We start from the raw sequence: 22714 nt of genomic DNA, 5'->3' as shown, positions 1-22714 counted from the left end.
TCCCCTTGAGGGCGCAGCGCAAGCGCGTGTTAGCCTGCGGCCATGATCACGCCGGCTTGCGACGTCGCCGTCGTGGGTGGTGGAGTCGTCGGGCTCGCCACCGCCCTGCGCCTGCTGCAACACGCCCGCGTCGATTTGGCGGTGCTGGAAGCCGAGGATCGGGTCGCCGCCCATCAGACCGGGCACAACAGCGGGGTGATCCACTCGGGGATCTACTACAAGCCCGGCTCGCTCAAGGCGAAGCTGTGCGTCGAGGGTCGCGAGGCCCTCTACGCCTTCTGCACCGAGCGCGGCGTCCGACACGAAAGATGCGGCAAGGTCATCGTCGCGACCACCCCCGACGAGCTTCCGCGACTGGACGCGATCGAGCGGCGGGGGACGGAGAACGGCCTCGACGGGCTCCGCCGCCTCGACCCCCAGGCCCTGAAGGAGATCGAGCCTTACGCGACCGGCCTCGCGGGGCTCCACGTGCCGCAGACCGGGATCGTCGACTACCGGGAGGTCTCCGAGGCCCTGGCCGCCGCCATCCGGGAGCGCGGCGGTGCCGTCGAGACCGGGGCGGAGGTCGAATCGGTCCGCCGGGAAGCGGGGCGTTTCGTCCTCGAGACCCCGGCCGGCGAGGTCCGCTGCCGCTTCCTGGTCAACTGCGCGGGGCTGCGCTCCGACCGCGTGGCGAGGCTCGCCGGGGTGGACCCGGGCCTGCGGATCGTCCCGTTCCGCGGGGAGTACTGGTCGCTCGCCCCCGAGCGGGCGCACCTCGTGAAGCACCTCATCTATCCCGTTCCCGATCCCCGATACCCCTTCCTGGGGGTGCATTTCACCCGCCGCATCACCGGGGAGATCGAGGCGGGCCCGAACGCCGTCCTCGCCTTCAAGCGCGAGGGGTACACCCGGTTCAGCGTGTCGGCCCGCGACCTGTGGGACACGTTCAGCTACCCCGGCGCGTGGCGCCTGTTCGCAAGGCACTGGCGCACGGGCGTGGACGAATGGACGCGCTCGCTGTCGAAGGCGGCGCTGGTCCGAGCGCTCCAGACGCTGGTTCCCGAGGTCCGGGCGGCCGACGTCGTCGCCGCGGGCTCGGGAGTGCGCGCCCAGGCGGTCGGTCGCGACGGCACGATGGTGGACGACTTCCACCTGGTCGAGGCCGAGAACCAGGTCCACGTCCTCAACGCCCCGTCGCCGGCGGCGACCGCGTGCCTTGCGATCGGGCGGGTCATCGCGGAGACGGCGGCGAAGAGGTTCGGGATCGCGTGAGCCCGGTCGGCTAACCCAGCTCCGTCCCGACCCTCAACCGATCCAGGTACCGCCGGTAGGCGTATGACCGATCCCGCTTCCGCCCCGTCGTCTCGACGAGCACGCCTGCACCGACGAGCGCCTCGATCGCGCGCCCCGCCGTGGGCTTCGTCGTCTCGATCGCCTTCATGACCGACGCGACGGTGACGACCGGCCGCCGCGGGAGCAGTTCGAACAGCCGCAGCGCCGCGACGGACGAACCCTCCTGCGCCAGGACGCGCGCTCGATCGGCGGTCACGAGGGCGAACAACTCCCGCGCGTCGCCGACCGCCTCGTCGGCCACGGTCGTCACGCCGTCGAGGAAGAAATCGAGCCAGCCCTCCCAGTCCCCCTCCGTGCGCACGGCATCGAGACGGCGATCGTAGTCGTCGCGGTTGCGCTTGAAGTGGAGGCTCAAGTAAAGGAGGGGCTTCGACAGGAGCCGGGCGCGCTCCAGTTCGAGGGTGATGAGCAGACGGCCGATGCGTCCGTTGCCGTCGAGATAGGGGTGAATCGTCTCGAACTGGACGTGGAGGAGGCCCGCCCGCACGAGGGGCGGCAGTGCGTCCTTCCTGTGGATGTACTTCTCGAAGTCCGCGAGCACCTTCCCGAGCGCGTGGGGCGGGGGAGGCACGAACGCGGCGTTCCCGGGGCGGGTGCCGCCGATCCAATTCTGGCTGCGGCGGACCTCGCCGGGGAGCTTGTCGGAGCCGCGAGCGCCGCTCAGGAGGCGTCGATGCGTCTCGTTGAGCAGGCGCATCGAGAGCGGCAGCCCCTTCGAAGCGGCAAGCTCGGCTCGCGCGTACTTCAGCGCCTCGAGGTAATTGCAGACCTCCTCCACGTCCGCGTTCGGCTCGCCCTCGCCTTGGGCCTCGAACTCGAGGAGGTCGATGAGCGTCGCCTGTGTCCCCTCGATCTGCGACGAGACGACCGCCTCCTTCCGCACGAAGGCGTAGAGGAACCAGTCCAGGGAGGGGACCATCTCCCCGGCGAGGTCGAGCCGGACGAGCGCCTGCTCGGCGACCCGGACGCGCTCGGCGCGGGCGGCGTCGAGGACCAGCGGCGGGTTCGAGGGAGGCAGCGGGGCCGGGACGAACGCCGCGACCTCCTCGCCGCCGACCTTGACCCGCTCGTAACGGCCGGTCTTCCTCTTGGGCATCTTGGGAACGAAGTCTTTACTTTCGAGATCGCTTAGTCAAGATGTCGTTACTAGCGGGCCGTTGGAGGCCCGGCGCCGGACGAGAACGATCGAAACTCCATCCCAATCCCCCGGCGAATGGGCCGAGCGCCGCCGCAACTCGACGCCTTCGCCGGGGAGCGTGCGACGGCATGCCCCTCGAGGACGGCATGCGTTGCCGACGCCGGACGGCCGCTTCCGACCCGACACCTATGAGGAGATCCTCGCGCGCGACAAGGTGAGCCTTGACGTCTTCTGGCTGCGCGACGAAAGTCCGGTGGACTCCGCGGGTCTGCCCGAGCCGCACCTGCTGGCCCGGGAGATCGCCGACGACCTGAGGTCGGCGCTGGCGTAGATCGAGGACGTGCTCGGGGACCTGGAGGCCCGGGTCGGCGGCGGGTGGGGCGAGGAGGAGTAACCCGCCGTCCCGTCGGAACGGGCTTCGCGCGGCCGATTGACGGCAGCATCTTCAGGCGGACGGAATGAAGTTGTCAGTGCGAAGGGTGACCGCAACGGTCGTCGTGGTGGTGACGGGCCTCGCAGTCCTGCAGTGGAGGACGCCCGGCCGGGTCTTGTGCCTGTTCGCGCAGGCTGAGGCCGCGGCGCCGCCTTCGAGCCACGATACGAACTGGGCCTACTGCCGGACCGAGCTGCTGCTCCGGGAGTATCGGCGAACGGATGACCCCGCACCGGTTTACGACTGGCTGTTGCGCTCCCAGCTGGACGGCGGAATCGCCATGACCGCCTGGCTGCGAATCCACGCGGCCAGGCCCGAGGGCTCCGCCGAGTTGCGTCGATTCGAGAATCAACTTCGCGCGGAGGAGCGGGAGACGTTTCGCGTGATGTACGGGTACACCCGGTGACGGATGGGCCGGAGATTCACGACGAACCTGCAGGGAAGCACGACGGAGTATGCCAAGTGGATGGTGCGACAGTTCATTTCCAGGGATGGCGAGTCGAAGAAGATGCCCACCCCTGAACAACTCAAAAGCCGTTTCGACGGCGTGATGGAGCGGCTGGTGTCCATCCGGTCGCGGCTGACGGTGCTGCCCGCGGACGCCTCGGCCGCGGTCGACACCGGGGATCTCGAGGCGAACTGTTTCCGCTACCAGGAGCGGATCTCGCAGCTCCTCGATCTGCCGGCCGCGCCCGAGATCAACGCCGAGCTGGGCCGGCTCCTCGTTGCCATCCGGGTGTCCGTCCAGGAGATCGAGGCTTGTTGTTCGGGCTTGAACGGTCCGCTGGACCGCCTGATTACCGCGGTCTACGAGCACCTTCCGGAAGACCCGGAGTGCGCGGATGATGCGGGTTGACCGTCTCGCCGGTGCGGGGCCACGGTGACGCGTGAGAAGCCGCGGATCCTTGGCTGCAGCGGTTGGAGGTTCTCAGGGCCCCCGAAACGACGCCTCTCCTGGATCCGCCGGACCGCAACGACAAGGGAGGAACACCATGACGACCCTGGCGAGGAACACGGTCTGCCTCTGGTACGACGGAGACGCCGAAGAAGCGGCGCGCTTCTATGCCGCGACTTTTCCCGACTCCTCCGTCCAATCGATCTACCGCGCGCCGGGGGACTTCCCGTCCGGCAAGGCGGGGGACGTGCTGACGGTCCAGTTCACCGTGCTCGGCATCCCGTGCCTTGGCCTCAACGGCGGGCCCGAGTTCAAGCACAGCGAGGCGTTCTCGTTCCAGGTCGCGACCGAGACCCAGGAGGAGACCGATCGCTACTGGAACGCGATCGTCGGCAACGGCGGTGAGGAAAGCGTCTGCGGCTGGTGCAAGGACAGGTGGGGCTTGTCGTGGCAGATCACGCCGCGGGTCCTGTCCGAGGCGATCGCCGATCCCAATCCGGCGGCCGCCAAGCGCGCGTTCGACGCGATGATGACGATGCGGAAGATCGACATCGCCACCATCGAGGCGGCACGTCGGGGGTGAGAGGCCCGGCGGCAGGCAAGGCGGGTGCGCCCCCGACGCCCCGGGACCCCGACCTCCTGCGCCGCCTGTTGCGCGCGAAGGACCGGATGGACGGCGCATCGCATGAGGCGTGGCCGATCCGGCGGCTCGCCCGAGTGAGTGGGGTCTCCGAAGCCCACTTCGCGCGGTCGTTCAAGGAGGCCTTCGGCCTTCCGCCGCACCGCTACCTGCTCACGCGGCGGATCGAGCGGGCCAAGGCGCTCTTGCGCGACACCGACCTGTCGATCACGGAGATCGCGTGGGAGACCGGTTGGCGGAGCCTGGGGACGTTCGGTCGCACCTTCCGCGACGTCACCGGAGAGAGCCCGGGCGAACTCCGGGCGCGCGAGAAGGCCGAGGCGGCCGGGGTGCGGAGCGTCCCCGCCTGCTACCTGAGCGCCGGCACGCGGCCGGACCTCACGATCGCAGTTTTGGAGAAGCGGCGCCGCGCGGCGAAGGGTACAAAACGGCCTCGAACCAAGGAGGCCCCATGAGCCAGGGAGTCGAAGTCGTCGGACTGTACGTGAGGGATCAGGACGAAGCCCTTGAGTTCTACGTCGAGAAGGTCGGTTTCCGCGTCCACGCCGACGTGCGAAACGGGGACTATCGATGGCTGACGGTGCAGCACCCCGAGCAGCCGTCGTTTCAGCTCGGCCTGTTCGCGCCGGGTCCGCCGGTCCTCGACGCGGCGACGGCGCAGGCGGTCCGCGAGATCGTCGCCAAGGGCGCGATGCCCCCGCTCGTCCTCTCCGTGGACGATTGCCGCGCCGCGTACGAGAGGATGCGCGCCCGGGGCGTGGAGTTCACGCAGGAGCCCGTGGAGCGTTTCGGCACTGTGGACGCGGGGTTCCGCGACCCCTCGGGGAACGGATGGAAGCTGATCCAGTCGAGGAAGTCCCGATGAGCTGGAGCCGCGGTATCCGACAGTTCCATCGCTGGGTGTCGATCGGCTTCACGCTCACCGTCATCGCGAACTTCGTCGCGTTGGCGATCGGAGGGGGGGAACAGCCTCCGCCCTGGATCACCTACGCGCCGTTGCTTCCGCTCGGCCTGCTGCTTCTCACGGGCTTGTATCTGTTCGTACTGCCGTATCGTTCGGGTCGGTGAGTCGAGCCGCCCCACGCGGGCAAGGAACCTCGGATGGCTGAAAACAAGACCAAACCCACGAGCGCCAGCATCGACGAGTACCTCGCGTCCCGCGCGAGCCCCGAGCAGTTGAAGGACTGCAAGGCCATCATGGCCATGTGCAGGCGGGTCACGAAGCAACGGCCCAAGATGTGGGGCCCGAGCATCGTGGGCTACGGCTCCTACAGCTACCGCTACGAGAGCGGTCACTCGGGTCAGTCGTGTCTCGCCGCCTTCGCGATCCGCGGCAGGGACCTGGTGGTCTACCTGGCCCCGGGCGCTCCCGGACAGGACAAGCTCCTGGCGAAGCTCGGGAAACACAAGATGGGAAAGTCCTGTCTGTACTTCAGACGCCTGGCCGACCTCGATGCGAAGGTTCTCGAGGCCCTCATCGCCCAGTCGGCGGCGGAGGCCAAGCGTCGCTGGCCCGACTCAGGCGCCGACGATCTCGAACGCGTTTCCGGAGGGGTCGGCAAAGCGGCCGTCGTCGCGGGCGAACGGGGCAAGGCGCTCGCGAAGCGCCGCGGCTCCATCGGCCGGAACGATCCACTCGAGGTGGAGCAGTCCTAGGGCGTCCTCCGGAGGCGCAGGCGCCCCGACCCCGGCCCAGACGTTCGCGCCGAGGTGGTGGTGGTATCCGCCGGCGGCGAGGAAGCTCGCCTGCCCCGGGTAACGGGCGGTCACGTCGAAGCCGAACGTCCCCGACCAGAACCGCTCCGCTTCCGCGAGATCGCGGACGTGGAGGTGGACGTGGCCGACGTCGGTGCCGGCAGGCAGCGACTCCGAGCGTCGGCTCCCGGCCTCGCGACGGAGCCCCTCGAGGTCGAGCGGGTTCGTCCCCATCCGTACGCCGCGCGCGTCGCGCTCCCAGGTGTCGGCGGGACGGTCGCGGTAGATCTCGATCCCGTTCCCCTCGGGGTCGGAGAGGTAGAGCGCCTCGCTCACGTCGTGGTCGGCGAAGCCGTCGAAGCGCCCGCCGGCGTCCGGCACGCGGTGCAGGGCGTACGCGAGCTCGCGCCGATCCGGAACGCGGATCGCGACGTGGAAGAGGCCGGTCGTCCCGCGCACGCGACGACCGGACGGGCGCGCGTGCAGGACGAGCAGCTCGTCCCGCTCGGTCCCCAGCCGGATCTCCCGGGGCGAGCGCGCGCGCTCGAGAAGGCCGATCGCGTCCGTGTAGAAGGCACCCATGCCCGGAAGGTCGGCGACCTTCAGGTGGACCACGCCCGGGCGGGTCGTCGGAGGAAGCGAAGGGGGACGCACGCCCCTGCGATGCGACGACGTTTCTCGTAACCGGCCGACCTTTTTTGGTAGGCCCGTCGCGCCGGAGGCGGGAATTCCGCGATTCGGTCGTGGCCCGCTCGTTGCAAACCTGGGGCCCGGAGGTGTCATGTCCCGGATCAGTCTCTGCCTGATCGCCCGCGACGAGGGGGACGTCGTCGAGCGTTGCCTGGAGTCGGCCCGGCCGTACGTCGACGAGATCGTGCTGGTCGACACGGGGTCGAACGACGACACGCGGGCCAAGGCGAAGGCGGCCGGCGCGCGACTGGTGACCCGGACCTGGACCGGCGATTTCTCGGCCGCGCGCAACGCCTCGCTCGCGGAGGCGACCGGCGACTGGATCCTCGTTCTCGACGCGGACGAGTGGATCGAAGGCGGGCCCGCTCCCGACGCGCTTCGTCTCCGTCTCGACGCGACGGAGGCGGAGGCGTTGTCCGGCGCGATGCACGATCGAGTCGACGGCGGCGGTCTGCGACGTTATCCGCTGGTGCGACTGTTCCGGAACCGCCCCGAGCACCGTTTCCAGGGGGAGATCCACGAGCAGATCGTCCCTTCGATCGCGCGGCGCCTGGGGATGCGCTCCGTCGATCCCGAACCCAGCGGCCTGGAGGTCGGGCACGACGGCTTCCTGCGCGCCCGGCGGGTGGCGAAGGGGAAGGAGCAGCGCACGCTCGACCTGTTGCGGCGACGCGTCGTCGCCGCCGACGGCGACGCTTCCGCGCGTTACTTCCTCGCCCGCGAGCGATGCCCCGTCGTCCTCGGGCGCGCCGTTCCCGGATCGCACCTCGACGAGGCGCTCGTCCACCTCGACTGGCTGTACGACCACCCCGGGATCCTCGCGCCCCGCCTTGCCGCGGACGCCCTCCGGCTGCGGGTGTCGGCGCTGCTCGCGAAGCGCCGGGTCGATGAGGCGCGCCGGGCGCTCGCCGATCCTCTCGCGGCCGGCGTCGTCTTCGAGCTGCTCCGCATCGACGCCGACCTCGCCGAAGGGAACGCCGAGGCCGCGCTCGAACGGGCGCGCGCGTGTTTCGACCGCGACGACGGCGTCGCCTCCCCCTTCGACGAGCACGCCCTCGTGGGCCCCGTCGCCCGCGCGCGGGCGGCCGAGGCGGCGCTCTTGCAGGGCGACGTCGACGGGGCGGCGCGATTCGCCGAGGAGGGGGTGTGCCTCCCCGGCGGGGGGGCCTGCGCCTGGGTCGCGAAGGGTGCGGTCGAGTGCGCCCGCGGGTCCACCCTCGAGGCGATGAAGGCCTACCTGGAAGGGCTCCGGGCCGATCCGAGCGACGTCTGGGCGTGGGCGGCGTTCGCGGAGCTCGTCCTGTCGACGGAGGACTTCCGCACGGCGGCCGATGCCTTCGGGAAAGCCGCCGCGCTCGCCCCGGGCTGGGACGCGGTGGACGAAGGTCTCGCCGCGGCTTTCCTGGCGGAGGAGCGGTACACCGAGCTCGAGCGCGCCTTCGAGGGACGCTCGGAGTCCCCGGGGGAGGGGGCTCGGGCGGCCCTTGCGCTCGCCGCGGCCGCGCGCGGCTCGGTGTCGCTGCTCCACGACCGCCAGGCCCCGGTTGCCGCCGTGCAGCGGATCCTGAAGCGGCTCGAAGCGGTCGGCCGGGCGGGGATCGTGCAGCGGCTGGGGGCGGGGCTGCGGGGCGCCTGAGCCGAGAGGGGCCCGCAACCCGGTTCCCGAGACCCGTAACCGGTGTCTTCGGCTCCGGGAAATAGGTTGCTGTCCCCATTCCGTGGCCCGCGCTACCCTTCCGCCATGACTACCTTCTTCCGGTGGCGGCCTCACCCCTGGCACGGCCTCGAGGCGGGTCCCAACCCTCCCGAGATCGTGCAGGCCTGGATCGAGATCACTCCCTTCGACCTCGTCAAGTACGAGGTGGACAAGGCGACGGGGTACCTGCGCGTGGACCGCCCGCAGCGCACCTCCTCGTCGCCGCCGACCCTGTACGGGTTCATCCCGCGGACCTATTGCGGCGACCGCGTCGGCGCCCTTTCGAAGGAGGGAGGGCGCGGGGACGGGGATCCCCTCGACATCTGCGTGTTCAGCGAGCGCCCGATCAACAAGTCCGAGGTCCTCGTGACGGCGCGCGTGGTCGGGGGAATCCGGGCGATCGACCACGGCGAGGCGGACGACAAGATCATCGCCGTGCTCGACAAGGACCCGGTGTGGGGCGAGGTCCGCTCGGTCACCGAGCTCCCCAAGGCGCTCGTCGAGCGGCTGCGCCACTACTTCGGGACCTACAAGCTCGTCGTGGGGGAGCCGCCGGCGATGGTGATCGAGGCGGTCTACGACCGGGAGCAGGCGTGCACGGTCGTCCAGGCCGCGCTCGACGACTACGAGGACGACTTCGCCACCCTCGGCCCCCGAAAGGGCTGAGCGTGCGCCGCGACTGGGTCTTCCGTGGCGTCTTCGTCGCGCTCTTCACGCTGACGCTCTACCTCATGTTCCTGATCTTCCGGCCGTTCCTGACCGGGATCGCGTGGGCGACCGTGCTCGTCGTGGCGTTCAGCCCGCTGCACCGTCGCCTGCTCGGCTGGGTGCGCGGACGGGCGTGGCTCGCGGCGACGGCGTTGTCGGTCGCGCTCGCCTCGCTCGTCGTGGTTCCCGCGGTGATCGCGGCGATCAAGGTCGGCCAGGGGGTCGTCGACGGATACAACTGGCTGGAGACGGCGCAGGAGCAGGCGGACGCCGGCGTCAGCCTCTCCGAGCGGATCCCCGCGTTGAAGGACGCCATCGAGTTCGTCGGTCGCTACGTCGACGTCGAGTCGATCGACCTGAAGGGGATGGCGATCTCGGCGCTGAAGACCGTGGGGAACGCCCTCGCGGGGAAATCCAGCGAGATCGTCGCCAACGCCGTCCAGACGATCCTCAGCTTCATCGTCATGCTCGTCACGATGACGGTCCTCTTCCACGAGGGCCCGGCCGTCGTCGGCGCGGTGCGCCGGTTCCTCCCCATGAGCGAGGCCGACCGGGACGAGGTGTTCCGCGAGCTCGAGGAGGTCACGCGTTCGGTGTTCTTCGGCGTGCTCGCCACCGCGCTCGTCCAGGGGACGGTCGGCGCGATCGGCTTCGCCATCGCGGGGCTCCCGCAGCCGGTGACCTTCGGGGCGGCGATGTTCTTCTGCGCGCTGCTCCCCGGCGGGACCGCGATCGTCTGGGGTCCCGCGGCGATCTACCTGTTCGCGACCGGATCGTGGGGTTGGGGGACGTTCCTCCTGATCTGGGGCGTCGTCGCCGTATCGTCGATCGACAACCTGATCCGGCCGCTGTTCATCGGCCGCGGCGTGCGGATGCATACCCTGCTCATCTTCTTCGGCCTGTTCGGGGGGATGCTGGCGTTCGGGCTCGTGGGGCTGTTCGTGGGACCGCTGATCATCACGGTGTTCCTGTTCCTCGTCGAGATCGCGCGCCGCGACCTGCTCCGGGAGTCCTCCGCCGAACCACCGGAGGCGTGAGCGTTGGCCCGGTTCCTCCGCATTCCGGACTGGCCGCTTCCCTGGAAGGTCCTCGCGTTGCTGCTGCTGGTGTCGACGGTGCCGCTCGCGGCGGCGACGGGGTTCACGTTCCGCGAGGCGCGCCAGCAGACCCGCAAGGACGCCGAGAGCCTGCTGGCCGCACGCGCCGATCAGATCGGCGGGCAGATCGAGGCGTTCCACACCGCCTATCTCGAGACCGTCGAGCGGATGGGACGTTCGGTGACGCTGCGGGAGTACGCGCAGTCTCCGCACGAGCCCTCGCGCCGGTCGCGGGCCGAGGCGTCCCTCGCGAACCTCGTGGACACCGACGCCGACGTGCACGGGGTGGCCCTCGTGGGGCGGGACGGGGTGATCCTGCTGGACACGGATCCCGGGGCCATCGGCCGGAGCGTCGCCGGACAGACGTATTACTCCGAGGGCCTCGCCGGGCGACGAGGAGCCGCCGACCCGTTCGAGACGCAAGCCTCCGGCGGGGGTACGCAGGTGCTCGCCTACTACGGGCCGCTGCGCGACCCGCGAGGGGAGGTCCTCGCCGTCGTCGTCCTCTACGTCCGCACGGAGGCGCTGCTCCGGCGTCTGCGCGAGGTGCACGGCCTCGCCGGCCCCGGAAGCCGCGTCGTCCTCTACGACAGCGTCGGGGTGCGCATCGGCCAGAGCACCCCCGGCCCGGTGGATTACCGTCCCATCGGCCCCCTGCCCTCCGAGGTGGTGGACGCGCTGGTGGAGGGGCGCCGGTTCGGCGAGCGCACGCGCGAGTTCCTCGAGAATCCCATCGACGCCCCCGAGGAGCGCAGGCGCGTCGTGGGGCCGCCGGACCGCACGCCGTTCCTGGAGACCGATCCCGTCAGCGGCGAGGAGGTGCTCGCGGTCGCGCTGCGCCTGCAGGTCAAGCCGTGGACGCTTCTGACCTTCGTGCCCCTCGCGTCGGTGAACCAGCCCAGCGCCCGCCTCGTGGGACGATCGCTCGCGCTCGGCGTCGTGCTCATGATCCTCGCGCTGGCCGTGGGACTCTTCCTGTCGGGGTGGATCCTCCGCCCGGTGAGGCCGCTCACGGAAGCCCTCGACCGGGTGGCCGAGGGCGACCTCGGTTCGCGCGTCGTCGTCGAGCGCACCGACGCCCTCGGACGCCTCGCGGACGGCTTCAACCGCATGGCCGAGGCCCTCGCCGCCTCGCGCGACGAGATGGAGCACCGCGTGCAGGAGCGCACGCGCGACCTCGCCGACGCGATGAAGCAGCTCGAGGAGAAGAACCGCGAGATCGAGCGCGCGACGCGCCTGAAGACCGAGTTCCTCGCGAACATGTCCCACGAGCTGCGCACCCCGCTCAACAGCGTGATCGGGTTCTCCGAGCTGCTGGCCGAGGACCTCGCGGGGAAGGTCCCCGAGGAGCATCTGCGGCAGGTGCAGGAGATCCACGCGAGCGGTCGCTACCTGCTCGGCCTGATCAACGACGTGCTCGACCTCGCACGCATCGAGGCCGGGCGGTTGTCGCTCGACCTCGAGGACGTGGACGTTCTCGTGGCGGCGCGCGACGCGGTGCGCACCCTCGAGCCCGCCGCGCGCCTCAAGGGGATCGAGCTCCGGGTCGTCGTCGAGACCGAGCGGGTCGTGTCCGCCGATCAGCGGCGGCTGCGGCAGATCCTGCTGAACCTGCTCTCGAACGCGGTGAAGTTCTCCCCTGCGGGAGACGTGGTCGAGCTCGTCGCGCGCGACGAGGGGGCTCACGTGCGGTTCGAGGTGCGCGACAACGGGCCGGGGATCGATCCGGAGGCGGTCGAGGACGTCTTCCGCCCCTTCGTGCAGGGCGAGAGCCCGCTCGTGAAGAAGAACGAAGGGGCCGGCCTGGGCCTCGCGATCGTCCGGTCGCTGGTGGACGAACATCGCGGCCGCGTCGGGGTCGACACCGCTCCCGGCCGGGGCGCGACGTTCTGGTTCACCCTCCCGGCGGTCGACGCCCCCGGCGCGCCCGACAGGTTCGTCGCCCCCGCGTCCCGCGAGGCCCCGCCGCAGCGGATCGGCGAGACGGCGCGCCCGGCGCCGGGACGCCGGCTGCAGATCCTGGCGATCGACGACGACCCGAACACGGGGGATCTCCTGCGGTCGACGCTCGAGCCCGTCGGGTACCGGCTCACGTGGCGCGCGTCGGGGGCCGCGGGGCTGGCGGCCGCCTTCCAGCAGCGCCCCGATCTCGTGGTCGTGGACCTGGTGTTGACCGACATGACCGGATTCGACGTCCTCGATCGGCTCGAGCGGGACGCGAGGACGCAGGGGATCCCGGTGATCGTCCTCACCGGAGCGGAGCTCAGCGCCCCCGAAAGGGAGCGGCTGCGCGAGCGGGTCGCCGCCCTCGTCGAGAAGGGATCCCTCACCCGCGGCGCTCTCGTCGACCTCGTGCGACGCGCCGTGGACCGCGATGCGACCGCCGGGTCGGGGGGACCGAGGACGGTGCTCGTCGTCGACGACCACGACGCCAACCGGGAGCTCGCGCGCACCCTCGTCGAGCGCCTCGGGTACCGCGCGCGCGTGGCGCCCGGCGCCGCCGAGGCGCTCGAGGCGGTGCGACGCGATCCCCCCGACCTGATCCTGATGGACCTCGCGATGCCGGGGCTGACGGGATTCGACGCCGCGCGGGCGCTCAAGGTCGAGCCCGCGACCGCGGCGATCCCCCTCGTCGCCTTCACCGCCCTCGCGATGGCTCCCGACCGGGAGCGGGCCCGCGCGGCGGGGTTCGACGACTATCTGGTGAAGCCGGTGAACCGCGACGCGCTCGCCGCGGTGTTGCGGCGGCACCTCGGCGACGCCTCGTGAAGGTCTGGAAGGCGGCCGAGGGGTTGTGGCACTGGAGCGTGACCGCGTCGGACGGCCGCGAGCGGGTCTCCACGTATTACGAGGCCCCCGGCGCCGTCGTTCTCGTGGATCCCGAGATCCCGCCGGAGGGCGATCCCGAGGCGGCGCGTTTCTGGCGCGCGCTCGACGGCGACGTCGCGCGTCTCGCGCGACCGGTCGTCGTCGTGCTCGCCGACCCCGATCGGGCGGAGAGCGCCGCGCGCGTGCTCGCGCGTTACCGCGACGGCGCGGGCGCCCGGATCCTGCGGGCTTGCTGATGTTCGGCCTCGGGCAGGGCTACTTCCTGATCCTCGGCGCAGCCTGCGGCGTCGTCGGGTTCCGTCTGGGCTGGCGCATCGGCAACCGATGGGGGATGCCTCTGGCCCAGGGCATCGCGGGGTGGACGGCGTTCGCCTATGCGTGGCGCTGGGGGACCCCCGGCCTCGCCGCCGCCACGGTGGGGACGTGGGCGCTCGCGACGACCCTCGTCTCCCTCTACTTCTTCGTCCCCAACGCCGAGGCGGTCGACCGCCGCGTGCTCCGCGCGAAGGAGTACCGCCGGGAGATGCTCGCGTGGCTGCGTTCGGGCGCGGGCCCGGAGTCCACGCCGTTCGCGACGCTTCGGCGCCACCTCCACGAGACCCTCGTCTACGTCGCCTGCGCGCTGGTCACGGCGAACCTCGCCTCGATCGTGCTCGGGGCGGTGCTCCTCAACTACATGAACGCCTACGTCGCGACCCTGCTTCGCGCGGCGCGGCGGACGGCGGTCGTGGCGATGCTCGCGTGGAACGTGTGGAGCGTCGTGCGGGTCGGCGCCTACGTGGCGCTCGGCGCCGCCGCGGCGGCCCCGGCCGCGGCGTGGCTGCGCCTGCCTGCCACGGAGCCGGTCGGCCCGCTCGCGTGGGGCGCCGGGGGCGCGCTGGTCGTCGATCTCGCGCTCAAGCTCGCGTTGTCGCGTCCGTGCGGCCGCCTGCTCGCGCGGGCCGTCGATCTCGATGCCGCCGACGCCAACCGTCGCGCGGAGGAGCCGAGGTTCACCCTCGGGCTCGGGGACGACGAACCGCGCGCATAATGGTCGGCCACGCCGGGGGGCGGTCGTGCGACGCATCGTAGTCCTGGTCGGAGTCGTCGTTCTCGCCGGGGCCGTCTCGACCCTTCTCGCGTGGCGCCTGGCCGTCCGGGTCGAGAGCGACCGCGACGCGCGGCTCTTCGCCGAGGAGTCCGCCGAGCGGGTGAGCGCCGTCCGCGAGGCGATGCAGGATTCGCTCCAGAGTCTCGTCGCGCTGGACGCCTTCTGGCGGGCCTCCGAGGAGGTGACCGCGGCGGAGTTCGCGTCGTTCGCTCGGGCGATCCGGGAACGTCAGGCGTCCCTCGAGTGTCTCGCCTGGGTTCCGCGGGTGCTCCGGGACGGCCGCGAGCGCTACGAGCCCCGGTTCGTGGAGCCGCCCGAGCTGGAGGCGGCGCTTCTGGGGGTCGATCTCGGATCCGAGCCCGAGCGCCGGCGTGCGTTCGAGGGGGCGCGCGCCACGGGGCGCGAGCGGCTCACCGGCCCCGTTCGACCCGTCCACGCGTCCTCGGGTTCCGGGTTGCTGGCGGTTCTCCCGATTCTGCGGGGCGGCGGGGCCGCGGAGCCGGGAGGATTCGTCGTCGGCGCCGTCCTGGCGGATCAACTCCTCGATCGCGCGCTCGGCAGGCAACGGGACGTCGGCATCGACGTGGAGCTCCTCGACGGGGGTGTCGAGGGGGAGCCCCCGACCGAACGGACGATCGCCGTCCGCCGGTCGGGTGGGGCGGAACCGACGGGTGCTTCGCCGCGTCACGAGGACCGTTTCGTTCTCGCGGGACGAAGGTGGATCGTGCGTACGGTCGCGGTGCACGGCCAGGCCGCCCCCTCGACGCTGCCGGCGGTGTCGCTGGCCGTCGGCCTTCTCGGCACGGCCTTCTTCGTCGCGATCGTCGTGGTCCTCGAGAGCAAGAACGCCGCCCTCCGCCGCGAGGTGGCCGAACGTCGCCGCGCGGAGGAGGCGCGCCTGGCGGTCGAGCGCCAGATGTTCGCGACGCAGAAGCTCGAGAGCCTCGGCACGTTCGCCGGAGGCGTGGCGCACGACTTCAACAACATCCTGACCGGCATTCTCGGGAACGCCGATCTCGCCCGTCGCAAGCTCGACCCCGGTCATCCCGCCGCCGACTGCCTGGAGCGCGTCGTCGCCGCCAGCGAGCGCGCCGCGACGCTGACCGGCCAGCTGCTCGACTACGTCGGCCGCAGCGGGATGCGACGCGAGCGGGTCGACCTCAACGCGGTCGTCTCGGGCATGGGGCCGCTGCTCGTCGCCTCGATCCCCCGCAAGGTCGTCCTGCGGATGGAGCTGGGCGAGCCGCTCCCCCGGGTCGAGGCGGATGCGACGCAGATCCGCCAGGTGGTCGCCAACCTCGTCGCCAACGGCGCGGAGGCGTGCGACCGCGACGGCGGCACCGTCGTCGTGCGCACGAGGGCGTCGAAGGACGGCGAACGCTGCGTGCTGGAGGTCGAGGATTCCGGGAGCGGGATCGACGCCGAGACGCTCGCGCGGGTCTTCGATCCGTTCTTCACCACGAAGTTCACGGGGCGGGGGCTCGGGCTCGCCGCCGTCCACGGCATCGTGCGCGCGCACGGCGGCTCGGTGGGCGTGGACTCGACGCCGGGCCGCGGGACGACGTTCCGCGTGGAGCTCCCGTCGACCCCCGACGTCGCCGTGGCTCCCGCGAGCGCCCCGCGCCGAGCGCGGCCCGACGCCGCGATCCTCGTCGTCGACGACGAGCCGGCGATCCGCGAGCTCGCCCGTGCGGCCCTCGAAGGCGAGGGCTTCCGCGTCCTCGAGGCGTCCGACGGCACCGAGGCGGTCGCCCTCTACTTCGACCGCCGCGACGACATCGGCCTCGTCCTGACCGACATGACGATGCCGCGGATGCACGGGGACGAGGCGCTGGCCGCGATCCGGGCCGCGGGGGGGGAGGTGCGCGCGGTCCTCATGACCGGGTACTCCGAGGGCGAGGCGGCCGCGCGGTTCGAGAGTCTCGGCCTGCGGGGCATCCTCACGAAGCCGTTCCTTCCCGCCGAGCTCGTCGAGAAGGTCCGCGCGGCGCTCGCGTGAGGACGCTGTTCCTCCCGACGCTCGTCAACGGTCTCGACGGCGATCCCGCCTTGTGGGTGGACCTGCTCGACGAGGGGCGTGCGGTGCTGTTCGATCTCGGCGATCTCCACGCGCTCGCTCCGCGCAAGCTCGCCCGCGTCGACTTCGCGGTGGTCACGCACGCCCACATGGACCACTTCTGCGGGTTCGACCGGCTCTTGCGCCTGGCCCTGCGACGCGAGCGGGAGATCGTCCTCGTCGGACCGGCGGGGTTCGGCGGCCACGTCGCCTCGCGCATCGCGGGATACGCGTGGAATCTCGTCGAGGGCTACCCCGTTCGGCTCCGCGTCCGGGAGGTCGACGGCGCCGTCGTGCGCGACACGATCCACCGCGGTGCGGGGAGGATGCTCGCGGAGCCGGCCGGGGAGGCGCCGTTCTCCGGGACGGTTCACGCGGAGCGGCTGTTCACGATCGAGGTCGCGGTGCTCGACCACGGCATCCCGGTCCTCGCGGCCGCCCTTCGCGAGGTCGAGCACCTCGGCGTGGACAAGGACGCCCTCGATCGGCTCGGCCTCGCACCGGGGCCGTGGCTTGCGACCCTCAAGGACCTGGCGCGCCGTCGCGAGCCGGGGGCGACGCCCGTCGAGGCGGCCGCGGCCGACGGCGGGGCCCGCGTCCTCCCGCTCGCGGAGCTCGAGGGGCGCCTGCTCCGCCGGGGCCCCGGTCAGAAGATCGCGTACGTCACCGACGCCGCGTTCACGCCGGAGAACGTCGAGCGGATCGTCGCCCTGGCCCGCGACGCCGACCTGATGGTCTGCGAGACCCCGTTCCTTCACGAGGACGTCGCCGAGGCGGCCCGCCGCGGCCATCTGTCCGCCCGCCAGGCGGGGGAGATCGCGCGGGCGGCGGGAGTCCGGCGACTCGCCCCGTTCCACGTCTCGCCCCGATACCAGGGGCGGGAGCGGGAGGTGGTCGAGGAGGCGGCGAGGGCGTTCGGGGGGACGCTGCTGGAGCTTCCCGGGGCGCGGGAGTGAAGCGAGGCGTTACAATCCGCCGGGCATGAACCCCCTCGTCGGCATCCTCATGGGCTCCCGGTCGGACTGGGAGACGATGTCCGCGGCCGCGGAGACGCTGGACGCGCTCGGCGTTCCGCACGAGGTCCGCGTCGTCTCCGCGCACCGCACCCCCGATCTCCTCTTCGACTACGCGTCGACGGCGGAGTCGCGGGGAATCGAGGTGATCGTGGCGGGCGCCGGAGGCGCCGCGCACCTCCCCGGCATGGTCTCGTCGAAGACGATCCTGCCGGTGCTCGGCGTCCCCGTCGAGTCGAAGGCGCTCAAGGGGCTCGACTCGCTGCTGTCGATCGTCCAGATGCCCGGAGGCGTTCCGGTGGGGACGCTGGCGATCGGTCGGGCCGGCGCGATGAACGCGGCGCTGCTCGCCGCCTCGATCGTCGGTGCGCGGCACCCGGAGTATCGCGAGGCGCTCCGGAAGTTCCGCTCCGAACAGACCGCGCGGGTGCTGGCCGATCCCGACCCCCGCGCACCGGCTCCGGCCAAGCGTCCATGACGCGCATCGGCGTCCTCGGAGGGGGTCAGCTCGGAAGGATGCTGGCCCTGGCGGGGTATCCGCTGGGGCTCGAGTTCCTCCTGCTCGATCCGTCGGTCGAGGCCCCCGCGGCGCAGCTCGCCGAGTCCCTCGCGGCGAGGTTCGACGACCCCGACGCCCTCGACCGGCTCGCCTCGTCGACGTCGATCGCGACCTACGAGTTCGAGAACGTCCCGGTCGCCGCCGTGCGGCGGATCGCGGAGCGGATTCCGGTCTTCCCGCCCGCCCCGGCGCTCGAGACGGCGCAGGACCGTCTCGCGGAGAAGACGCTCTTCCGCTCGCTCGGGATCCCCACCGCTCCGTTCGCTCCCGTGGGATCGCGCGAGGAGCTCGACGTCGCGCTCGCGGAGGTCGGCCTCCCGGCGATCCTCAAGACGCGGCGCGAGGGGTACGACGGGAAGGGGCAGTGGGTCGTGCGGACCCCCGCCGAGGCGGAAACGGCGCTCGCCGCGGCATCGGGGACGCCGGCGATCCTCGAGGGGTTCGTGCCGTTCGAGCGCGAGTTGTCCGTGCTCGCCGTCCGCGGCCGCGACGGCGCCACGGCGTTCTGGCCCCTCGTCGAGAACCGGCACCGCGAGGGGATCCTGCGCCTGAGCGTCGCGCCGGCGAACGGGGTCTTCGACGCGATGCAGCACCGCGCGGAGCAGAAGGCGCGGCGCGTCCTCGACGCGCTCGGCTACGTGGGCGTTCTCGCCATCGAGTTCTTCCAGCACGAAGGCCGCCTGCTCGCCAACGAGATGGCACCGCGCGTCCACAACTCCGGGCACTGGACGATCGAGGGGGCCGCGACCAGCCAGTTCGAAAACCACCTTCGCGCGATCCTCGGATGGCCGCTCGGCTCGACCGCGCCGCAGGGGGTCTCGGCGATGGTGAATCTCGTCGGCGAGGTGCCGCCGGTGGAGGCGCTGCTCGGGGTGAGCGGAGCGCACGTCCATCTCTACGGGAAGAGCGCCCGCCCGGGGCGGAAGCTCGGCCACGTGACCCTCGTCGAGCCCGACCGCGCCGCGCTCGATGCGGCGCTCGACCGCGTGGCGGCCCTCGTCCGGGAGCCGGCCCTGGGTCGGGGATGAAGGGCACGCTGCGCTGGACATGGCCGGTGCTGCTCCTCGCGGCGCTGGTCCTCGTCCCGCGCGGGCTCTACCACGTTCGCGACCGGACCGAGCTGAACGTGGTCGTCCTCGACAAGACGGTTCCGTTCCGGCTCTGGCTCGAGCATCGCTCGTTGTTCTGGGCGATGCGCGCGCTCGGCGTGGTGACGGCCGCGGGGGCGCCCTACGACTGGGAGAAGGACTACCTCGGCGCGTACCCGCCCGAGACGCCGGGAGACCCCCCCGAGCGCACCCGTGATCTGGCCGCTGCGGACCTCGAGCGGGCGGATCTCCTCTACATCGCCGATACCTACGGCGTGTACCGGGACGACCTGAAGAGCGGGGAGAAGATGCTCGCCGCCCTCGAGCGCAGCCCGAAGGTGTACGGGGGGCTCGGGCTGGTCGAGGCGCGCGCCGCCGAGGAGTACGTGCGGCGCGGCGGGCTGCTCGTGAGCGAGTTCAACAGTCTCGGGAGCCCCACGGAGGACGCGCCCCGCGAGACGCTCCAGCGCACGATGGGGGTCTACTGGACCCGCTGGATCGGCCGCTTCTTCACCGACCTCGATTCGACCGACGAGGTGCCGCAGTGGATGCGGCGCAACTACGAGCGCGAGTGGAAGCGCCCCTGGACGTTCACCGGTCCCGGCTACGTCCTCTGCTACGAGGACGCGCACGTCGAGGTCCTGCGCGTCGGGCCCGAGGTGGCCGCGCGCGGGCTCCGGCTGGATCGAGCGGCCTCCTCCGACACGACCCTCGAGAGGGCGGCGGACGGGATCCTGTACCCGTACTGGTTCGACGTCGTCGAGAACGCGGGGGACGCCGAGGTGCTTGCCACCTTCACCTGGCAGCCGACCGAGGCGGGGCGCGCGCGCCTGACGGCGCGCGGCCTTCCGGAGACGTTCCCCGCGGTCACGGTGAAGCGCTACGCGGGTGGGGGCCGGGCGTTCTACTTCGCCGGCGACTTCGCGGACAACCCGCTCGAGACCGCCGAGGTGCCCTTCGCGGGCTACCTCACCGTGCGCCGCTGGATCGAGGGGCTGAAGGTCGCTCCTTCGGAGCACGCCTTCTACTGGCGCTTCTACCTGCCGCTGGTCGACCGCCTGCTCCGCGACGCCGCGATACGTCGCTCCGGGACCGCCGGCGGACGCTAGAATCCTCCCCGCCCCGGGGAGGGATCGTGAGCGCTCGATCGGACGTCTTGATCGTCGGCGCCGGCCTTGCCGGACTCTGTTGCGCGCGGGAGCTCGTCGGCGAAGGGGTGGAGACGCGCCTGCTCGAGGCGTCCGACGCGGTCGGCGGTCGCGTGCGCACGGACCGGCTCGACGGCTTCCTCCTCGATCGCGGGTTCCAGATCCTCCTCACCGCCTACCCCGAGTGCAGGCGGATGCTCGATTACGCGGCGCTCGACCTCAAGCCCTTCTACCCCGGCGCACGCGTGCGATTCGACGGGAGCTTCTACCGCGTCGCCGATCCGACGCGGGCGCCGCTGGACGCCGTGGCGGGGGCGTTCTCCCCGATCGGGACCCTCGGCGACAAGCTCGCGATCCTGCGCGTGCGCCAGCGGGCGCGCGAGGGCGCCCTCGACGACCTCTTCGCGCGTCCGGAGACGACGACCCTCGACGCGCTCCGAGGCCACGGATTCTCGGACGCGATGATCGAGAGGTTCTTCCGTCCGTTCCTGGGAGGGATCTTCCTCGAAAAGGAGCTCCAGACCTCCAGCCGCATGTTCGAGTTCGTCTTCCGGATGTTGTCCGAAGGGGACAACGCGCTCCCTGCGACGGGGATGGCGGCGATTCCCGATCAGCTCGCCGGGAAGCTGCCCGCGGGGACGATCCGATTCGGGACCCCCGTCCGCGAGGCGGGGCCGGGTCGCGTCGTGCTCGAATCGGGGGAGGCGCTCGAGGCCGCCGCCGTCGTGGTGGCGGTGGAGGGGCCCGCCGCCGCGCGCCTCACCGGTCGAACACCCGCCCCGGAGTCGTGCGCCCAGACCTGCGTCTACTTCGCCGCCGAGCGGGCCCCCTTCGAGGGGAGGGAGATCGTGCTCGACGGCGACAACCGCGGGCCGATCACGAATCTGGCGGTCGTCAGCAACGTCGCGCCCGGTTACGCCCCGGCGGGGGCGCACCTCATCGCCGCGGTCGCCGTGGGCGACCCCGGTCTCGACGACGCCGCGCTGACCTCCGCGATGGCGGCGCAGGCGACGGACTGGTTCGGGAACGACGTCGCGAAGTGGCGGCGGCTGCGGGTCTACCGCATCACCCACGCGCTCCCCGCGCAACGCCCGCCGGCCCTCGTCGTCGCGCGCCGGCCGGTGCGCCTGGAGGACGGGTTGTTCGTCTGCGGCGACCACCGCGACACCGCCTCGATCCAGGGGGCGATGGAGTCCGGTCGTCGCGCGGCGCAGGCGGTCGTCGAGGCCCTCCGGCGCTAGCCCCCGTAGGGAAGCGCAGGACCGAGCTTGCGTTTCAGGCGGTCGGTGAGCCACTTCGTGTCCCACCATTCGATGGGGCTCACCGCCAGGCCCTGCAGCGCGATCTCGAAGTGCAGGTGGTCGCCGCCGGCGAGTCCGGTCGCGCCGGAGCGCCCCACCGAGTCGCCGCGCCGGACCGTCTGCCCCTCCTTCACCTCGATCGACGAGAGGTGGCCGTAGAGACTCTGCAGGCCGTAGCCGTGGTCGACGACGACGGCGTTCCCGTAGATGCCGAAATACCGCGCGAGGACGACGACGCCGTCGTTGGCGGAGGGCACCGCGTCGGCGCGCGTGGAGGCCATGTCGAGACCCAGGTGGTCCTGCGTGTCCACCCCCTTGCCGTTGTAGTCGTAGGTCCGCCGGTCCGCGAAGCTCGCCATGATCGCCGTGTTGCGCATGGGGAGGAACGGCTCGCGCCACAGGAACGTCGGCTTCGACGCGGCGGCGAGCTCGGCCTGGAGCGCCCGGTTGGCCTTCCGCAGGTCCCGGTTGATCTGGAGGTAGTTCTCGAGCAGGTCGCCCTTGTCCTGGAGCTCGGGGGTGGACGGCAGGATCTCCGCGACCACCTTCTGCATGAACGCGTCGTTCAGCCGGATCGTGTCGCGCCGCAGCGGCTTCGGGAAGAACTCGTCGATGAACCCGACGCTCGCCTCGTTCCCCGCGTCGTCCTCGGCGACGACCTTCACGCCCGAGACGTCGTCGAGGTCGTACGGCACGGCGAACAGGGCGAAACGGTCCTGCGGTCCGCCGCCCGGGAGCGGCCAGCCGCGAAAGAACCAGCGTCCGGCGCGCACGCCGTCCCGCACCGCGCTCTCGCCCACGCGATAAACGACCGCCTCGCACCCGCCCTGGTTCACGTAGTGGAAGCTCGACACGACGCCCAGCGTCGGCGGCGTCAGCCGGACGGGGAGCTTCGTCTCGACGACGACGGGGTCCGGGGAGCGCAGCCACGCGGACGCGCGCGTGGCGGTCGCGCGCACGATCGCCTCCCCTTGCCGGAGGTCCTTGACGGCGTCCTTGCCGATCTCCAGCGTCAGCGACTCGGCGTCGGTCTTGGGTCCCCAGAACGCCCAGGACGGGCGCGCGACGTACGACTTCTCGGCGAGCGGGAAGACCTTGTCCCCCTGAACGAGCTCGACCTTCAAGGCGCTGAGGCCGCGCGACGGCTCCGAGGCCATCACGGTCACGGCGGCCTTGCGGCCGATCGCCTTGGCCGCCGATTCGATCCGGATCTCGGGGGCCGGACCGGCGCGGAAGGCGCCGAGCGCGGCGGCGACGAGGCCCGCGAGCAACACGAGGACGAGCAGGAACTTCTTCATGACGG

Annotated in this window: 23 protein-coding genes and 1 pseudogene; 21 read left to right on the top strand and 3 right to left on the bottom strand. The window is 71.7% G+C overall.

Going from position 1 to position 22714, the window contains the following annotated elements:
* Positions 1-42 precede the first annotated feature (42 nt).
* Positions 43-1254 carry an L-2-hydroxyglutarate oxidase gene (gene lhgO, locus VF139_10225; GenBank protein HEX6851766.1) on the top strand — a complete coding sequence of 404 codons (1212 nt, stop codon included), beginning with the start codon at positions 43-45 and terminating at the stop codon, positions 1252-1254.
* A 10-nt stretch (positions 1255-1264) separates the two neighbouring features.
* Here the strand turns inward: lhgO and VF139_10220 are convergent, their stop codons facing one another.
* Positions 1265-2431, bottom strand: coding sequence for a Fic family protein (locus VF139_10220; GenBank protein ID HEX6851765.1), 1167 nt, complete (start codon positions 2429-2431; stop codon positions 1265-1267).
* Between the two features lie 193 nt (positions 2432-2624).
* Between VF139_10220 and VF139_10215 the strand changes: the two genes are divergently transcribed.
* The 8 genes from VF139_10215 (at position 2625) to VF139_10180 (ending at position 6097) form a co-directional block, all read left to right on the top strand.
* Positions 2625-2804, top strand: coding sequence for a hypothetical protein (locus VF139_10215; GenBank protein HEX6851764.1), 180 nt, complete (start codon positions 2625-2627; stop codon positions 2802-2804).
* Positions 2805-2952: 148 nt separating this feature from the next.
* Positions 2953-3312, top strand: coding sequence for a hypothetical protein (locus tag VF139_10210; GenBank protein ID HEX6851763.1), 360 nt, complete (start codon positions 2953-2955; stop codon positions 3310-3312).
* A 60-nt stretch (positions 3313-3372) separates the two neighbouring features.
* A complete protein-coding gene (locus VF139_10205) occupies positions 3373-3762 on the top strand; it encodes a hypothetical protein (protein HEX6851762.1) in 390 nt (129 codons plus the stop codon).
* A 136-nt stretch (positions 3763-3898) separates the two neighbouring features.
* Positions 3899-4384: a VOC family protein gene (locus VF139_10200; protein HEX6851761.1), complete on the top strand. Its 486-nt coding sequence runs from the start codon at positions 3899-3901 to the stop codon at positions 4382-4384.
* Positions 4381-4896, top strand: a complete 516-nt coding sequence (locus VF139_10195; protein ID HEX6851760.1) for a helix-turn-helix transcriptional regulator — start codon at positions 4381-4383, stop codon at positions 4894-4896. Before VF139_10200 ends, VF139_10195 begins: the two co-directional genes overlap by 4 nt.
* On the top strand, positions 4893-5306 hold the full coding sequence (locus tag VF139_10190) for a VOC family protein (GenBank protein HEX6851759.1): 414 nt from the start codon (positions 4893-4895) through the stop codon (positions 5304-5306). The genes VF139_10195 and VF139_10190 overlap by 4 nt, the downstream gene beginning before the upstream one ends.
* Complete coding sequence (locus VF139_10185; protein HEX6851758.1) at positions 5303-5509, top strand: hypothetical protein; 207 nt, start codon at positions 5303-5305, stop codon at positions 5507-5509. Before VF139_10190 ends, VF139_10185 begins: the two co-directional genes overlap by 4 nt.
* 33 nt (positions 5510-5542) lie before the next feature.
* Complete coding sequence (locus VF139_10180) at positions 5543-6097, top strand: DUF1801 domain-containing protein (GenBank protein ID HEX6851757.1); 555 nt, start codon at positions 5543-5545, stop codon at positions 6095-6097.
* Between the two features lie 54 nt (positions 6098-6151).
* Here VF139_10180 and VF139_10175 read toward each other — a convergent pair.
* A pseudogene (locus tag VF139_10175) lies at positions 6152-6919 on the bottom strand (VOC family protein).
* Here VF139_10175 and VF139_10170 point away from each other — a divergent pair.
* The 12 genes from VF139_10170 (at position 6918) to VF139_10115 (ending at position 21351) form a co-directional block, all read left to right on the top strand.
* Entirely contained in the window at positions 6918-8462 is a 1545-nt protein-coding gene (locus VF139_10170) for a glycosyltransferase (GenBank protein HEX6851756.1), read from the top strand. The pseudogene VF139_10175 and the gene VF139_10170 sit on opposite strands and share 2 nt — an antisense overlap.
* Before the next feature lie 105 nt (positions 8463-8567).
* Positions 8568-9188: an inorganic pyrophosphatase gene (locus tag VF139_10165; protein HEX6851755.1), complete on the top strand. Its 621-nt coding sequence runs from the start codon at positions 8568-8570 to the stop codon at positions 9186-9188.
* 2 nt (positions 9189-9190) lie between these two features.
* Positions 9191-10267, top strand: a complete 1077-nt coding sequence (locus tag VF139_10160; GenBank protein ID HEX6851754.1) for an AI-2E family transporter — start codon at positions 9191-9193, stop codon at positions 10265-10267.
* Positions 10268-10270: 3 nt separating this feature from the next.
* A complete protein-coding gene (locus VF139_10155; GenBank protein HEX6851753.1) occupies positions 10271-13096 on the top strand; it encodes a response regulator in 2826 nt (941 codons plus the stop codon).
* The gene (locus VF139_10150; GenBank protein ID HEX6851752.1) at positions 13093-13392 is read left to right on the top strand and encodes a hypothetical protein; all 300 of its coding nucleotides are present in this window, start codon (positions 13093-13095) and stop codon (positions 13390-13392) included. The genes VF139_10155 and VF139_10150 overlap by 4 nt, the downstream gene beginning before the upstream one ends.
* Complete coding sequence (locus VF139_10145) at positions 13386-14186, top strand: hypothetical protein (GenBank protein HEX6851751.1); 801 nt, start codon at positions 13386-13388, stop codon at positions 14184-14186. The genes VF139_10150 and VF139_10145 overlap by 7 nt, the downstream gene beginning before the upstream one ends.
* Positions 14187-14211: 25 nt before the next feature.
* Entirely contained in the window at positions 14212-16245 is a 2034-nt protein-coding gene (locus VF139_10140; protein ID HEX6851750.1) for an ATP-binding protein, read from the top strand.
* Entirely contained in the window at positions 16242-17258 is a 1017-nt protein-coding gene (locus tag VF139_10135) for an MBL fold metallo-hydrolase (protein HEX6851749.1), read from the top strand. The genes VF139_10140 and VF139_10135 overlap by 4 nt, the downstream gene beginning before the upstream one ends.
* A gap of 25 nt (positions 17259-17283) precedes the next feature.
* Entirely contained in the window at positions 17284-17793 is a 510-nt protein-coding gene (gene purE, locus VF139_10130) for a 5-(carboxyamino)imidazole ribonucleotide mutase (GenBank protein HEX6851748.1), read from the top strand.
* Complete coding sequence (locus VF139_10125; protein HEX6851747.1) at positions 17790-18902, top strand: 5-(carboxyamino)imidazole ribonucleotide synthase; 1113 nt, start codon at positions 17790-17792, stop codon at positions 18900-18902. Before purE ends, VF139_10125 begins: the two co-directional genes overlap by 4 nt.
* Complete coding sequence (locus tag VF139_10120; protein ID HEX6851746.1) at positions 18899-20071, top strand: hypothetical protein; 1173 nt, start codon at positions 18899-18901, stop codon at positions 20069-20071. The genes VF139_10125 and VF139_10120 overlap by 4 nt, the downstream gene beginning before the upstream one ends.
* A gap of 26 nt (positions 20072-20097) precedes the next feature.
* The gene (locus VF139_10115; GenBank protein HEX6851745.1) at positions 20098-21351 is read left to right on the top strand and encodes an NAD(P)/FAD-dependent oxidoreductase; all 1254 of its coding nucleotides are present in this window, start codon (positions 20098-20100) and stop codon (positions 21349-21351) included.
* Here VF139_10115 and VF139_10110 read toward each other — a convergent pair.
* Positions 21348-22709, bottom strand: a complete 1362-nt coding sequence (locus VF139_10110) for a M23 family metallopeptidase (GenBank protein ID HEX6851744.1) — start codon at positions 22707-22709, stop codon at positions 21348-21350. The genes VF139_10115 and VF139_10110 overlap by 4 nt on opposite strands.
* Positions 22710-22714 lie beyond the last annotated feature (5 nt).

Source organism: Candidatus Polarisedimenticolaceae bacterium (assembly GCA_036376135.1).
GTDB lineage: Bacteria > Acidobacteriota > Polarisedimenticolia > Polarisedimenticolales > DASRJG01 > DASVAW01.
The sequence above is the reverse complement of the archived record's forward strand: the minus strand, read 5'-3'. Positions and strand labels throughout refer to the sequence as shown.